The organism is Brevundimonas sp. UBA7506, assembly GCF_002479495.1.
In the GTDB taxonomy this organism is placed as follows: Bacteria; Pseudomonadota; Alphaproteobacteria; order Caulobacterales; family Caulobacteraceae; genus Brevundimonas.
This window is the reverse complement of record NZ_DLNQ01000011.1, coordinates 116861-130649: the sequence shown is the minus strand read 5'-3', so window position 1 is coordinate 130649 and position 13789 is coordinate 116861. Positions and strand designations below refer to the sequence as shown.

General features: G+C 68.0%; 12 protein-coding genes, 1 tRNA gene and 1 other RNA gene. 13 read left to right on the top strand and 1 reads right to left on the bottom strand.

Annotated features, from left to right (window positions below; genetic code table 11):
* Nucleotides 1-2: 2 nt before the first annotated feature.
* A complete protein-coding gene (locus tag B3K53_RS11440) occupies nucleotides 3-1025 on the top strand; it encodes a tyrosine-type recombinase/integrase (RefSeq protein ID WP_292084436.1) in 1023 nt (340 codons plus the stop codon).
* Nucleotides 1026-1095: 70 nt separating this feature from the next.
* On the opposite strand, the gene B3K53_RS11435 is transcribed toward B3K53_RS11440, so the two are convergent.
* Nucleotides 1096-1171 (bottom strand) — tRNA-Ile (locus tag B3K53_RS11435).
* Between the two features lie 188 nt (nucleotides 1172-1359).
* Here B3K53_RS11435 and B3K53_RS11430 point away from each other — a divergent pair.
* The 12 genes from B3K53_RS11430 to mraY all read left to right on the top strand — a co-directional run bounded on the left by B3K53_RS11430 (nucleotide 1360) and on the right by mraY (nucleotide 13788).
* Nucleotides 1360-2112: an SIMPL domain-containing protein gene (locus B3K53_RS11430; RefSeq protein WP_292084434.1), complete on the top strand. Its 753-nt coding sequence runs from the start codon at nucleotides 1360-1362 to the stop codon at nucleotides 2110-2112.
* Nucleotides 2113-2261: 149 nt separating this feature from the next.
* On the top strand, nucleotides 2262-4049 hold the full coding sequence (gene sppA / locus B3K53_RS11425) for a signal peptide peptidase SppA (protein WP_292084433.1): 1788 nt from the start codon (nucleotides 2262-2264) through the stop codon (nucleotides 4047-4049).
* A gap of 123 nt (nucleotides 4050-4172) precedes the next feature.
* The gene (locus B3K53_RS11420) at nucleotides 4173-4496 is read left to right on the top strand and encodes a hypothetical protein (protein ID WP_292084432.1); all 324 of its coding nucleotides are present in this window, start codon (nucleotides 4173-4175) and stop codon (nucleotides 4494-4496) included.
* 9 nt (nucleotides 4497-4505) lie between these two features.
* On the top strand, nucleotides 4506-5267 hold the full coding sequence (locus B3K53_RS11415) for a peptidoglycan recognition protein family protein (RefSeq protein ID WP_292084431.1): 762 nt from the start codon (nucleotides 4506-4508) through the stop codon (nucleotides 5265-5267).
* 32 nt (nucleotides 5268-5299) lie between these two features.
* Nucleotides 5300-5690, top strand: an RNA gene (gene rnpB, locus B3K53_RS11410) — RNase P RNA component class A.
* A gap of 386 nt (nucleotides 5691-6076) precedes the next feature.
* Nucleotides 6077-6553, top strand: a complete 477-nt coding sequence (locus tag B3K53_RS11405; RefSeq protein ID WP_292084430.1) for a division/cell wall cluster transcriptional repressor MraZ — start codon at nucleotides 6077-6079, stop codon at nucleotides 6551-6553.
* Entirely contained in the window at nucleotides 6550-7527 is a 978-nt protein-coding gene (gene rsmH / locus B3K53_RS11400; RefSeq protein ID WP_292084429.1) for a 16S rRNA (cytosine(1402)-N(4))-methyltransferase RsmH, read from the top strand. Before B3K53_RS11405 ends, rsmH begins: the two co-directional genes overlap by 4 nt.
* Complete coding sequence (ftsL, locus tag B3K53_RS11395) at nucleotides 7524-7940, top strand: cell division protein FtsL (RefSeq protein ID WP_292084428.1); 417 nt, start codon at nucleotides 7524-7526, stop codon at nucleotides 7938-7940. The genes rsmH and ftsL overlap by 4 nt, the downstream gene beginning before the upstream one ends.
* Before the next feature lie 20 nt (nucleotides 7941-7960).
* Nucleotides 7961-9754, top strand: a complete 1794-nt coding sequence (locus tag B3K53_RS11390; protein ID WP_292084513.1) for a peptidoglycan D,D-transpeptidase FtsI family protein — start codon at nucleotides 7961-7963, stop codon at nucleotides 9752-9754.
* Nucleotides 9751-11211, top strand: a complete 1461-nt coding sequence (locus B3K53_RS11385) for a UDP-N-acetylmuramoyl-L-alanyl-D-glutamate--2,6-diaminopimelate ligase (RefSeq protein ID WP_292084427.1) — start codon at nucleotides 9751-9753, stop codon at nucleotides 11209-11211. The genes B3K53_RS11390 and B3K53_RS11385 overlap by 4 nt, the downstream gene beginning before the upstream one ends.
* Nucleotides 11204-12619 carry a UDP-N-acetylmuramoyl-tripeptide--D-alanyl-D-alanine ligase gene (locus B3K53_RS11380; RefSeq protein WP_292084426.1) on the top strand — a complete coding sequence of 472 codons (1416 nt, stop codon included), beginning with the start codon at nucleotides 11204-11206 and terminating at the stop codon, nucleotides 12617-12619. Before B3K53_RS11385 ends, B3K53_RS11380 begins: the two co-directional genes overlap by 8 nt.
* Before the next feature lie 59 nt (nucleotides 12620-12678).
* Nucleotides 12679-13788, top strand: coding sequence for a phospho-N-acetylmuramoyl-pentapeptide-transferase (gene mraY / locus B3K53_RS11375; RefSeq protein WP_292084424.1), 1110 nt, complete (start codon nucleotides 12679-12681; stop codon nucleotides 13786-13788).
* Nucleotide 13789 lies beyond the last annotated feature (1 nt).

The window sequence follows — 13789 nt, the reverse complement described above, 5'->3', positions numbered from 1 at the left end:
AGATGGCAAAGATCGAAATCCGCCACGTCCAGTCTTTCAAAGACCGGCACGGCAAGGCTCGCTTCTATTACCGTCGTAAGGGCTTCGCTCGCGTGAAGCTCCCCGGTCTGCCGGGTTCAGCCGAATTCATGAAGGCATATGCAGTCGCTGGCAGGTCCATTGATGTGGTCGATGCGCGTCAGCACCCTTCAGTGAAGCCGCGATCCATCAATGCGCTGTTTATCGAGTACTATCGATCAGAGGCGTTTCTGAGTTTGGCGCCTGCGACCCAGCAAAACTATCTACGCATCCTTGATCGCTTTCGAGCGAAATATGGTGATCGTAGTGCTGTCCAGATTGGCCCGACCCATCTCAATGCTATTTTTCATGAGATGGCCTCAACACCCGGAGCGGTTCGAACGCTTCGAAAGCGGCTATCCACTGCTTTTGCAGTCGCCGTCGATCTTGGGTGGCGAAAAGATAATCCTGTGAGGGAAACCAAGCAGCGCAAGCGTCAGTCGCAGGGCTTCATTCCGTGGTCAGAGGAGGATATCGCAGCCTTCGAAAGGCGGTGGCCCTCGGGTACTAGGGAGAGGCTAGCCTTGGCTCTTCTGCTCCATACCGGGATGCGACGCTCGGACGTGGTGACGCTCGGATGGCAGCATGTCGCAGAGGGGCGAATTAGCGTCGTTCAGGCCAAAACTGATGCTCGCGTCCGTATCCCGGTCCATCACAAGTTGCAGGCAGAAATAGATCAGGTCGGTGGTCTGACATTCCTGATGACCCAGTATGGGAGGCCCTTCACGAGGGCGGGCTTTACGAAGTGGTTTGTCGAGCGAGCCCGTATGGCAGGTCTTCAAGATCGAACCCCGCACGGACTGAGGAAGGCATGTGGTCGGAGGCTGGCTGAAGCTGGCTGCTCAGCAAAACAGATTGCTGCGGTCCTTGGTCATCAGACGCTTCACGAGGTTGAGACTTACACCCGCGATGCGGATCAGGGGCGTCTTGCGGATGATGCTTTTGTTCGGCTTGAGGGCAAAGGGTGAACGGCAGGTGTCAAACCTTGCTGTCAAACCCGCTGATGCGATTTGATATGTAAGGGAAAAATGGTGGGGGTGGTAGGCCCGGAGGGACTCGAACCCCCAACCAGACCGTTATGAGCGGTCGGCTCTAACCATTGAGCTACAGGCCCCCGAAGCAGGGAGGACGTGCCTAGCAGGGGATGCGTCCGCTGCAAAGCCGCCGCTGACCTGTCGCGCTTTTCATGACGATGAACGGAACCTGCACGGGGGTCTTCTGCGTTCGTTCAGCTTGAAACGGCCAAGGTAGGGTCGTGGCTGGCGAATGCGGCTGGCCGATGAATTTTCGACGGAGACGATGATGACCCGCACCGCACGCGCCCTGATGCTGGGCACGGCCCTGATGACCCTGGCGGCTCCCGCCGTCGCCTCTGCCCAGGCTACGGGCGCTTCTCCGATGCAGGTGCACGCCATGGCGCAACAACCCGCTCTCAACCTGTCGGCCTTTGGCGAGGTCAAGGTCGCGCCGGATCAGGCGACGATCAACTTCGGCGTCGTCACCGAGGCCGCCACGGCCCAGGAGGCCATGGCCCAGAACGCCCAGCAGATGACCCGCGTGGTCGCCGCCCTGCGCCGGGCAGGCATTGCTGAGCGCGACATCCAGACCTCGGGCCTGAACCTGTCGGCTCAGTATGACTATCAGCAGAACCAGCCGCCCAAGCTGCGCGGCTATCAGGCCCAGAACCGCGTCACTGTCGTCATCAACGACCTGACCAAGGTCGGCACGACCGCCGACGCCGTGGTCGCGGCGGGCGTCAACCAGATCGACGGCATCGCCTTCGGCCTGAAGGACGCCAAGGCGGCCGAGGATCAGGCCCGTCAGCTGGCCGTGCGCGCCCTGCAGGACAAGGCGCGGCTCTACGCCCAGGCCCTGGGCGTTCAACTGGGTAGCGTCCGCACCCTGACCGAGGGCGGCGGCTATATGCCGGAGCCGCCGCGCCCGATGTACGCTCGCGCCATGGCCATGGACGCCGGAAACGCCTCGACCCCGGTCTCCGCGGGCGAGTTGACGGTCCGCATCGACATCAGCGGCACCTACGACATCGGTCGTTGATCGGTTGAAACCAAGACGAGGGGAGGGCCTGCCGGCGACGGCGGGCCCTTTTCCATTTCCATTACCGCGGCTTCATTTGACGCTCGCCTTCCGCGCCCTATGCTCGCGGCAGGCCGCGCGTGGCCACTTACGGGACGGCCGGCTTTTTTATGAAACAGTTCTTCCTGACCATGCTCGGCGTCTTCGCCGGGCTCGTGGCCTTCTTCATCGTCCTGCCGATTGCGGCCCTTCTGTTCTTTGCGGCGGCGGCCGGTGCGTCCAAGCCCACCACGCCGGCCAACTCGGTGCTGGAGTTGGACCTGCGCGAGGGGCTGACCGATCAGCAGCCGAGCAATCCCTTCGCGGCCTTCGGTGGTTCCGGCCTGTCGGTGGTCCACATCGTCGACACCCTGGCCCAGGCCGAGAAGGACGACAGCGTCAAGGTCCTGCTGGTTCGCGCGCCCGAGAGCGGCATGACGCCGGCCGCCGCCGACGAGGTGCGCCAGGCGATCAACCGGTTCCGCGCCTCGGGCAAGACGGTCATCGCCCATAGCCAGGGCTTTATGCCCGTCGGCGCGGTGGTCTCCAGCTACATGGTGGCGGCCAGCGCCGATCAGCTGTGGATGCAGAACACCGCCAACTTCCAGGTGACGGGTCTGGCCAGCGACAGCCTGTTCCTGGGCCGCGCCTTCCAGAAATACGGCGTGCAGGCCGAGTTCGAGCAGCGCTACGAGTACAAGAACGCCGTCAACGAATACACGCAGAGCGACTATACCGGTCCGCACCGTGAGGCGATGCTGGCCTGGATGACCTCCATCTACGACAGCGCCCTGGCCAATACGGCGCATGACCGCAAGGCCACGCCCGAGGCGCTCAAGGCGACCATCGAGGCCGGTCCCTATTCCGCCGAACAGGCCCTGTCGCTGAAGCTGGTCGACAAGATCGGTCAGGTCGAGGACGCCGAAGCCGCCGCCAAGGCCAAGGCGGGCAAGGACGCCAAGATCATCAAGTTCGGCGACTACGCCTCGATGCAGGGCGCGCGCAACGGCTCGGGCAAGTCGGCCATCGCCATCGTCGGCGGCGAGGGCGCGATCATGACCGGGCGCGGCCAGAGCGCCTCGCCCTTCGGCTCGGGCTCGGACATCCGGTCGGACGACACGGCCAAGGCCATCTATGACGCCATCGAGGACAAGGCTGTGAAGGCCATCGTCTTCCGCGTCTCCTCGCCGGGCGGCTCGCCCGAAGCGTCTGAGCAGATCCTGGCCGCCGTGCGCGCAGCCAAGGCGGCGGGCAAGCCGGTGGTCGTGTCCATGGGGGCCTATGCGGCCTCGGGCGGCTACTGGATCAGTTCGGAAGCCGACTGGATCGTGGCCCAGCCCTCGACCCTGACCGGCTCCATCGGCGTCTTCGGCGGCAAGTTCGTGCTGGCCGACGCCCTGGGTCGTTTTGGCCTGGACATGCGCGGCCTGTCGGTCGGCGGCGACTACGCCGACGCCTTCTCGCCGGTGCAGGGCTTCGATCAGGGCCAGCGCGCCGCCTTCGCCGCCTCGATGGACCGCGTGTACGAGGAGTTCGTCGCGCGCGTCGCCAAGGGCCGCAAGCTGCCGGTCGAGCGCGTGCGCGAAATCGCCAAGGGCCGGGTCTGGACCGGGGCTCAGGGCAAGGCGCTGGGTCTGGTCGACGAGCTGGGCGGCCTCAACGAAGCCATCATCAAGGCCCGCAAGCTGGCCAATATCCCGACCAGCGAGTCCGTGCGCTTCAAGCGCTTCCCCACGCCGCAGTCGCCGTGGGAGGCCCTGGCCAGCGCCTTCGGCGCATCGGGGCAGGCGGCGGACGCCATGGTTTCGGTGGGGCGGGTCATGGGCGATCCGGCGGCCCAGGCCATGCTGAACCGGGTCGAGGCAGAGCGCCTGCGCAGCCGCGGCGCGGTGGTGCTGGCCGACCAGCCGGCATTTTGATGGCCGTAACCGCGAAAAGACCCTGACTGATGCGTGATGTCGCAGTCCATTGACCGTTCAGGTCGATGGACCGACATTGGGATTCAGGCGTTCCTTCATCGGCGCGCCGCGAAAGGCAGTTCCATGATCCAGTCCGACCCCTTTGTTCAGATCGGCTTCAACGCCCGACGCCGCGCCGGCGGCGGCCTGCTGGCGCCCTTCGTCTGGCTCGGCGGCCTTGTGGCCACGGCCATCGCCGTGACCGTGGGCGCGGTTCTGGCTGTTCTGACCGCCGCAGCCGTGGCGGTGATCGCCCTGATCGCCGGCGTGGTGGTCTTCTTCGCCGGTTTCGCCTTCCGCGCCCGCCGCGCCCGCGCCGCGCGCGCCCGTCAGGACGAGGGCGTGATCGACGCCCAGAAGGTCGGCGACACCTGGGTCGCCTACGGCTGGGAACGCGAAGGGCGCTGATCGGGCGCCATGCCGAGCTTCATCGACGCCCCGTCTCCCAATTTCAACGCCCGGCGCGGTCCGCCGGACATGGTCGTGCTGCACTACACCGGCATGAGGACGGCTGACGAAGCCGTCGCCCGCCTGCGCGACCCGGCCGCCGAGGTCTCGGCCCACTATGTCGTCAACGAAAACGGGGTGATCCTGCGTCTGGTGCCGGAAGAGCGCCGCGCCTGGCACGCCGGTCGCGGAGCCTGGCAGGGCGAGACCGACGTCAACGCCGCCTCCATCGGGATCGAGATCGTCAATCCGGGCCACGAGTTCGGCTACCGCGCCTTTCCCGAAGTCCAGATCGAGGCCGTCATCGCCCTGATTGCCGACATCCGCTCGCGCTGGACCATTCCCGACGCGCGCATCATCGGCCATTCCGACGCCGCGCCTGACCGCAAGCAGGATCCGGGCGAGCTCTTCCCGTGGCGGCGTCTGGCCGAGGTCGGGCACGGCCTGTGGTTCGATCCCGCCCCCGAACGCGTCGCCGCCCTCGGCGCTGACCTGTCGCCGGGCGACGAGGGGCTGGGCGTCATCGTCCTGCGTTCGGGCCTGCACCGACTGGGCTACGCTCTGAAGCCGGGCGGCGACTATGACGACGAAACCCGCCTGACGGTCGAGGCCTTCCAGCGCCACTGGCGGCCTGAACGCATCGACGGGATCGCCGACGGCGAGACCCGCGCCCGCCTGGTCGGCCTGCTGCAACTGGCCAGCGTCGAGAGCGTCACCGGCGTTCTGGATTGACGCGCGGCGCGTTCGCGCGCACTTAGCCCCCGCCAGACGGCCGGGCGGTCGCGGCGAGAGCTTGCTCTTGTCGAGGAAAGTCCGGGCTCCACGGTGAAGAGGCGGCGGGTAACTCCCGCCCGGGGTGACCCGAGGGATAGCGCCACAGAAAGCAAACCGCCTGGGCTCCGGCCCGGGGAAGGGTGAAAGGGTGGGGTAAGAGCCCACCGCGTCGGCGGCAACGTCGGCGGCATGGCAAGCCCCGCCTGGAGCAAGACCGAATAGGGACGTCGCGCGGGCCAAGATTCGTTCTGGGCCGCAGGGTTCACCGCCCGAGGCGTCCGGGTAGGTCGCGAGAACCGCTCAGCAATGGGCGGTCCAGAGGAATGATCGTCGCCGCCCTTCGGGGCGGAACAGAACCCGGCTTACAGGCCGTCTGGCATATTTTCCTGGGCCTACCGCGCTTCGCGCTACTTGAGGCCCGTTCTCCGTTCAACTTCCGCCGTCATCCTCGGGCTTGACCCGAGGATCGAGCGTGGATGCGTGCTCGTCCTCGCTGGCGAGGCGCTCATTAACCCCTGCGTTGAAAACATGGCGGAAAAAGCGCTCCACAGGCTGTGAATACTCTTGATGTTGCTTGTATGTTCTCATTTTTGACTGTGTGAGCCGTTCGGCGAACTGCAAATTTGGTTAAAGGGTGTCAACTAATCCCATTGAGGCCCATCTGATCCCATGCTATCCCACAACCTCATGAGTAGGGGCTGTCGCCCGACGCGTGGTGTCATCAACGGATTTCAGGGACGGGCCGAGGGGCTCGATTGGGGCAGGGCGTGTTTCTCTCGACCTACGAGAAGCAGCTGGACGGCAAGCGCCGTCTCCTGATCCCCCAGGAATTCCGCACGGCTGAAAACGGCGCCGAGCACGGCGTCTTCTGCTTCCCCTCCATTGAGGCCGACTGCCTGGAAGCCGGCGGCGACAAGCTGTTCGCCGAATATCGCGCCGTCATCGAAAGCCTGCCCTTCGGCGATCCCTATCGCTCGGCGCTGGAAGCTTCGATCTTCGGCGAGCAGAAGCCGCTGTCCTACGACTCGGCGGGCCGCATCACCCTGCCGGAACACCTGTGCGCCGAGGTCGACCTGTCCGACACGGTCGTCATCTACGGCGTCGGCGAGCGCTTCCAGATCTGGAACAAGGACAAGTGGGCGGCGCACCGCGCCGAGCAGCGCCGCATGGCGCGCGAGGGCCTGAAGCAGTTCGGCGAAATGCGCCGTCAGGCGGCGGCCGCCAAGACCGGTGGCGCGGCATGACGTCTCCGCACGCGCCCGTCCTGCTGGCCGAAGTTCTTGACGCTCTGAACCCTCAGCCCGGCGACCTGATCATCGACGCCACCTTCGGCGCCGGCGGCTATACCCGCGCCATTCTGGAGCGCGGTGCCCAGGTCATCGGTCTGGACCGGGACCCGACCGTCCAGCCGCACGCCGACGCGGTCGCCGCCGCCTGGCCGGGTCAGTTCCAGCTGATCCGCACCCCCTTCTCGGGCCTGGCCGAGGCCTTCGCCGAGAGCGGCAAGGCTCAGCTGAACGGCGCTGTCTTCGATATCGGCGTCTCGTCGATGCAGTTGGATCAGGCCGAGCGCGGCTTCTCCTTCATGCGCGACGGGCCGCTGGACATGCGTATGGGCGATACGGGGCCGACCGCCGCCGACATCGTCAACACCTGGGATCACGGGCCGCTGGCCCACATCTTCAAGCAGTACGGCGACGAACGTCAGTCGGGCCGCGTCGCCACCGCCATCCTGCGCCGCCGCGTCGAGCAGCCGTTCAGTCGGACCCTGGATCTGGCCGAGGTGGTCGAGAAGGCTCTGGGCGGTCGTCGCGGCGCGGCCATTCATCCGGCCACCCGCGTCTTCCAGGCCCTGCGTATCGCCGTCAACGACGAGCTGGGCCAGCTGGAGCGCGGACTGGAAGCGGCCGAGGCGACCCTGGCGCCGGGCGGCCGGTTGGTCGTCGTCACCTTCCATTCGCTGGAAGACCGCATCGTCAAGGCCTTCCTGACCGAGCGCACCGGCAATGCGCCGGGCGGTTCGCGCCATGCCCCCGTCGCGGTGGAGCTGCGCAAGCCCAGCTTCGACCTGATGTTCAAGGGTGCGCGCGAAGCGGGCGAGGCCGAGCTGGCCGCCAACCCCCGCGCCCGGTCCGCCCGCCTGCGCGCCGCCGTCCGCACCGAGGCTCCGGCCTGGGGCGCGATTGAGGGAAGGTCTGGCGGAGGGAAGCGCGCATGATCGCCGTTCCCGTTCCGGTGAAGCGCCTGTTCGACTGGAAGGTCCGCGGCGTGCGCTGCGTCGAGATCATCGGCGTGGTCTGCGTCGCCGCCCTGGTCTTCTCGGTCTATATCGCCAAGGCCGCCGCCGCCCGCGAAAGCGCCGAGATCAGCCGGATCGAGAGCGAGATCCGCGAGAACCGCCAGCGGGTCCGCCTGCTGCGCGCCGAGGCGACCCGGCTGGAGCAGCCCGCGCGGCTGGAGGCCCTGTCGCGCGAAATCGGCCTGGGGCCGGTCGATGTTCATCGTCAGGCGGTCGAGGCGGGTCTGCCCGCCATCGCCCCGCCGCCGGCCGTCGTCGCGGCGCCTGCGCCCGTGGCCGCCGCGCCAGTCGCTCAGGCGGCTGAACCCGTCGCCGGGGAGAGCCTGCATTGAGCGTGCATGATCATCACGGCATGGACTATCGCCGACCCGCGCCGGGCCGCCCGCAGTCGCGCGCGCAAGGCCCCTCGGTGGGGCCTTCGGTCGGGGGCCTGTTCGCCGCTTGGGGGCGCTGGGTCGCCAACTGCGTCTGGTGGATGGAGCACTCGTTCGAGCGCGCCCGCGCCGACGGTCGTCCCGAGGAAGACACCCGCGTCCGCATCTTCCTGATCATGGCGGTTTTCTGCGCGGTCTTCGCCTGCCTGGCCCTGGGCGCGGCCCACGCCGCCCTCTTTGCGCCGCGCGGTGCGGCGGGCGCCGGTTTTAACGCCAACGCCCTGACGCGCGCCGATCTGGTGGACCGCAACGGCCAGCTGCTGGCCACCAACATCACCCACTACGGCCTCTATATCGACCCGCGCGAGATCTGGGACCCGGCCAGCGCCAAGGTCCAGCTGCGTCGCGCCCTGCCGCGCGTCTCGGCCCATCGTCTGGATCGGGTGCTGAGCGGCGACCGCCGTCTGCTGGTCCTGAACGGCCTGACCCCGTCCGAGCGTGGCGCCGTCCACGCCCTGGCCTTGGGCGGGGTCTCGTTCGAGCCTGAGGATCGCCGCGTCTATCCGTTGGGCACCTCGGCGGCGCACCTGATCGGCCGCGCCGACACGGGCGGCGAGGGCGTGTCCGGTTCGGAGTTGGCCTTCAACCAGGAAATCCGCGCGGCCGGCGCCGCCGGCGAGGACTTCCAGCTGTCGATCGACCTTCGGGTGCAGGGCGTGGTCGAGAACGAACTGGCCGCCGCCGCCGAGGCCGCGGGGGCCAAGGGCGCCGTCGCCGTGGTCACGGACGTCCAGACCGGCGAGGTTCTGGCCATGGCCAGCTGGCCGACCTACGACGCCAACCGCCGCAACAGCGCCCCGGAAGAGGCCCTGCTGAACCGCGTCACCTCGGGCCACTATGAAATGGGCTCGGTGTTCAAGAGCTTCACCGTCGCCGCCGGCATCGACACCGGCCGCGCCGACATGAACACCCTGTTCGACGCCTCCCAGGCGCTGCAGATCGGCAAGCGCCGCATCAAGGACTTCCACGCCACCAACAAGGTGCTGACGCTGGAGGAAGTCTATCTGCACTCGTCCAACATCGGCACCTCGCGTCTGGCCGTCGAAATGGGCGGCGACGTGATGCGCGACTACTTCCAGCGGCTGGGTCTGCTGGACGCCGCGCCGATCGAACTCAAGGAATCGGCCCGCCCGTCGCGGGTGCGCAAGTGGGACGACAGCACCCTGGCCTCGCTGTCCTTCGGCTACGGCATCATGGTCACGCCGATCCAGTATGTGGCCGCCTACGCCTCTCTGGCCAACGGCGGGCGCTATGTGCCCCTGACCCTGCGCAAGGGCGGCTTGCCCAACGCCCGCACCCGTCAGGTCGTCTCGCCCGAGACCTCGGCCACCATGCTGGACCTGATGCGCCGCAACGTGACGCGCGGCTCGGGCCGCTTCGCCGATGCGCCGGGCCTGCGGGTCGGCGGCAAGACCGGTTCGGCCAACAAGCTGGTCAACGGCCGTTATGATCCAACCCACGCCGTCGGCTCCTTCGCCGCCGTCTTCCCCGCCGACGGCCCGGTGACGGCCAAGCGCTACACCATCTTCGTCCTGGTGGACGAGCCGTCCTCCTATCCGCGCACCGGCGGCTATGTCGCCGCGCCCGCCGTCGGCAAGATCGCCGACCGCATCGCGCCCTTCCTGGGCGTCGAGCGCAAGGCCGACCGCTGGGCCACGGCCCTGGGCGAAAAAATCCCCGAGTTCGAGGACGTAGAGGGCGACGGTCGATGAGCGCGCTTCGTCTCTCCGAACTGCTGCGTCGCGACGTCTCCTCGGACCCCGAGATCACCGCCGTCACCGCCGACAGCCGCAAGGTCGTCCCCGGCGCCCTGTTCGTGGCCCTGCCGGGCGCGTCCGCCGACGGCCGCGCCTTCATCCCGCAGGCCCTGGCCAAGGGCGCCGCCGCCATCCTGGCCCCGGCGGACACCCCGGCGGGCGCCGCGCCCCTGCTGGTCGCCTCGGGCGACGTGCACCGCGCCTATGCCCTGGCGGCGCGCAGCTTCTACGGCGCCCAGCCCAGGACCTGCGTGGCTGTCACCGGCACCAACGGCAAGACCTCGGTGGCCAACTTCTGCCGCCAGATCTGGGCCGGTCTGGGTCTGAAGTCGGCCAGCATGGGCACGCTCGGCGTGGTCGGTCAGAAGGGCGACAAGACCTACGCCCTGACCGGCCCCGGCCTGACCAGCCCTGACGCCGCCGACGCCGCCCGCCTGCTGGCCGAACTGGCCGCCAAGGAAGTGACCCACCTGGCGCTGGAAGCCTCGTCGCACGGCATCGAGCAGCGCCGTCTGGACGGGGTGGCCATTCGCGCCGCCGGCTTCACCAACCTGACCCAGGACCACCTCGACTATCACGGCACGATGGAGAGCTATCGCGCCGCCAAGCTGCGCCTGTTCGAGGCCCTGCTGCCGCGTGGCCGCACCGCCGTTCTGAACGCCGACTCCGACGCCTATTCGGCCTTCGCCTCGGCCTCGATCATGGCGGGTCTAGGCGTCATGGGCGTGGGCGAGCGCGGGCGCGACCTGAGCCTGTTGGCGCGCCGGGCCACGCCGGAAGGCCAGCGCCTGACCATCGACGCGCGCGGCCGCATCCACGACATCCTGCTGCCCCTGGCCGGCGCCTTCCAGGCCTCGAACGCCCTGGTCGCGGCGGGCCTGTGCATCGCGGGCGGCGAAGACCCCGACCGGGTCATCCCGGCCATGGAGTTCATCCAGGGCGCCCAGGGGCGTCTGCAACGCATCCCGGGCGAAGGCTCTCGCGGCGGCGAGGTCTATGTCGACTACGCCCACACCCCCGATGGTCTGGAGACGGTGCTGAACGCGCTTCGTCCCCACGCGACGGGCAAACTGATCGTCGTCTTCGGCGCTGGCGGTGATCGCGACCGCGCCAAGCGACCGATGATGGGCGAGATCGCCGGACGTCTGGCCGACGTGGCCATCGTCACCGACGACAATCCGCGCTCGGAAGACCCCGCCGCCATCCGCACCCAGGTCCGCGCCGGCTGCCCCGACGCGCTGGAGATCGGCGACCGTCGCGAGGCCATCCGCCACGCCGTATCGCTGATGCGCGAAGGAGATGTGGTGGTGATCGCCGGAAAAGGGCATGAACAGGGACAGATCGTCGCCGGGGTCGTGCATCCCTTCGACGACGCCACCGAAGCGACCGAAGCCCTGCGCGATCATGCCTGACATTAAAACGCCGCTCTGGACCGCCGAAGCCATCGCCTCGGCGACCGGCGGCCAGCTCCACGGACCCGACGCTGATGTCTCGGGCCTGACCTACAACAGCCGCGAAATCCAGCCGGGCGACCTCTTCCTCGCCCTGCACGGCGCGCGCGACGGGCATGAGTTCGCCGCCGCCGCCTTCGCCGCGGGTGCTGCCGTCGCCCTGGTCGACCGCCCGGTCGAGGGCGGACCTTATGTGTTGGTCCCCGACACCCTGAAGGGGCTGGAGGCCATGGGCGTCGCCGCCCGCGAGCGCGCACCCCTGCGCGGCGCCGTCACCGGCAGCGTCGGCAAGACCAGCGTGACCCAGGCGATCAAGGCGGGTCTGGACCTCGCCGGTTCCGCCCACGCCTCGATCAAGAGCTACAACAACCACATCGGCGTGCCGCTGACCCTGGCGCGGATGCCGCACGGCACCGACCGCGCCGTGTTCGAGATCGGCATGAACCATCCGGGCGAGATCGGCCCGCTGTCGGCCTTCGTCCGCCCCCACGCCGCCTGCGTCACTACGGTCGGCCCGGTCCACATCGAAGCCTTCGCCGACGGCGAGGCGGGCGTGGCGCGTGAAAAGGCCGCCATCTTCCAGGGTCTGATCCCCGGCGGGATCGCCGTGGTCAACGCCGCCGACGCCCATGCCGACATCGTGCGTCAGGGCGCGCTGGACGCCGGGGCGACCTTGCGCACCTTCGGCCATGACGCCGGCTGCGACGCCCGCCTGCTGGGCTTCACGCCCGACAGCGAGGGCGCGACGGTTGTCGCCGAGCTGGACGGTCAGCGCATCGAATATCGGCTGGCCCAGTCGGGCGTGCACTGGGGCCTGAACAGCCTGTGCGTCATCCTGATGCTGCAGGCGCTGGACGTGTCGCTGGACACGGCCTTGCAAGCCCTGGCCGGGTTCCAGCCTCTGGCCGGGCGCGGCCAGATGAAGACGGTCGCCATCCCCGGCGGCGCCTTCACCCTGATCGACGAGAGCTACAACGCCAATCCCCTGTCGATGAAGGCGGGCTTCGTCAGTCTGGGCGCCAAGCCCGTCGGGCAGGGCGGTCGCCGCGTCGTGGTCCTGACCGACATGCTGGAGCTGGGCGAGCACAGCCGCGCCCTGCATGAGGGCCTGGCCCCGGCGATCGAGGCCGCCGGGCTGGACGTGGTCCACGCCGCCGGACCGCAGATGCGCCAGCTTTACGACATGCTTCCGCCGTCGCTGCGGGGCCAATGGCGCGAAACCGCCGCCGAACTGGCCGCTGAGGCCGCCCGCCTGGTCCAGCCCGGCGACGTGGTCATGGTCAAGGGATCGAACGGGTCGCGCGCCTCGCTGGTCGCGGCGGCCCTGGCCGGATTGCATGACGCCGCGCGCGGACCGATAGAGAAATGAGGAGAGACCCCCTCAAGCAGGACCGCGCCGCGCGCGGTCCGATAGGGGACTAAAAAGCCATGTTCTACCTGCTCTATCTCTATTACGCGGATATCGCTCAGGAATATCCGCTGCTGCACCTGATCCAGTATCAGACGGTGCGCGTCGCCCTGGCCATGGCCACGGCCATGATCGTCGCGGTCGCCATGGGCAGCCGCTTCATCAACTGGATCCGCGCCAAGCAGGGCCGGGGTCAGCCGATCCGCGAAGACGGCCCAGTTTCGCACCTGTCCAAGGTCGGCACCCCGACCATGGGCGGGCTGATGATCCTGGCGGGCATCGGCGTGGCTGTCCTGCTGTGGGGCGACCTGACCAACCCCTATATCTGGATCGTTTCCGGCGTCACGGCAGCCTTCGGCGTTCTGGGCTTCATCGATGACTACGCCAAGGTGACCAAGCAGACCTCGGCGGGCCTGACCTCGAAACAGAAGCTGGCGGCCCAGGCCGTCGTGGCCGTGATCGCGGGCGTGCTGACCGTCGTCTGGATGACCTATTCGCCGACCTCGCCGGGTCTGGAAACCTCAATCGCCTTCCCCTTCCTGAAGGCCATCCTGCTGAACATCGGCTGGTTCTATGTGGCCTTTGCGGCCTTCACCATCATCGGCTTCTCCAACGCCGTGAACCTGACCGACGGTCTGGATGGCCTGGCCATCGTGCCGGTCATGATGGCGGCGGGCGCCTTCGGCATCATCTCCTACCTGGTCGGCAACTTCCTGTTCGCCGACTATCTGCAGGTCCACCACGTGCCCGGCGCGGGCGAACTGGCCATCTTCTGCGCCGCCATGATCGGCGGCGGCATGGGCTTCCTCTGGTACAACGCCCCCCCGGCCAAGATCTTCATGGGCGACACCGGCTCGCTGGCTCTGGGCGGCGCGCTCGGCTCCATCGCCGTGGCTACCAAGCACGAACTGGTCCTGGGCATCGTCGGCGGCCTGTTCGTGGTCGAGGCGGCCTCGGTCATGATCCAGGTCGGCTACTTCAAGCTGACCGGCAAGCGCATCTTCCTGATGGCGCCCATCCACCACCATTTCGAGAAGATGGGCTGGCCGGAATCGACCGTCGTCATCCGTTTCTGGATCGTCGCCGCCATGCTGGCGCTGCTCGGTCTGGCTACGCTGAAGCTGCGCTGAT

Bases quoted from the DNA above. Each gene is read 5' to 3' on its own strand.
- B3K53_RS11390 (WP_292084513.1), top strand. From the start codon at position 7,961: ATGGACTATCGCCGACCCGCGCCGGGCCGCCCGCAGTCGCGCGCGCAA.
- B3K53_RS11380 (WP_292084426.1), top strand. From the start codon at position 11,204: ATGCCTGACATTAAAACGCCGCTCTGGACCGCCGAAGCCATCGCCTCG.
- mraY (WP_292084424.1), top strand. From the start codon at position 12,679: ATGTTCTACCTGCTCTATCTCTATTACGCGGATATCGCTCAGGAATAT.
- B3K53_RS11420 (WP_292084432.1), top strand. From the start codon at position 4,173: ATGATCCAGTCCGACCCCTTTGTTCAGATCGGCTTCAACGCCCGACGC.
- sppA (WP_292084433.1), top strand. From the start codon at position 2,262: ATGAAACAGTTCTTCCTGACCATGCTCGGCGTCTTCGCCGGGCTCGTG.
- B3K53_RS11440 (WP_292084436.1), top strand. From the start codon at position 3: ATGGCAAAGATCGAAATCCGCCACGTCCAGTCTTTCAAAGACCGGCAC.
- B3K53_RS11430 (WP_292084434.1), top strand. From the start codon at position 1,360: ATGACCCGCACCGCACGCGCCCTGATGCTGGGCACGGCCCTGATGACC.
- B3K53_RS11385 (WP_292084427.1), top strand. From the start codon at position 9,751: ATGAGCGCGCTTCGTCTCTCCGAACTGCTGCGTCGCGACGTCTCCTCG.
- B3K53_RS11415 (WP_292084431.1), top strand. From the start codon at position 4,506: ATGCCGAGCTTCATCGACGCCCCGTCTCCCAATTTCAACGCCCGGCGC.
- ftsL (WP_292084428.1), top strand. From the start codon at position 7,524: ATGATCGCCGTTCCCGTTCCGGTGAAGCGCCTGTTCGACTGGAAGGTC.
- rsmH (WP_292084429.1), top strand. From the start codon at position 6,550: ATGACGTCTCCGCACGCGCCCGTCCTGCTGGCCGAAGTTCTTGACGCT.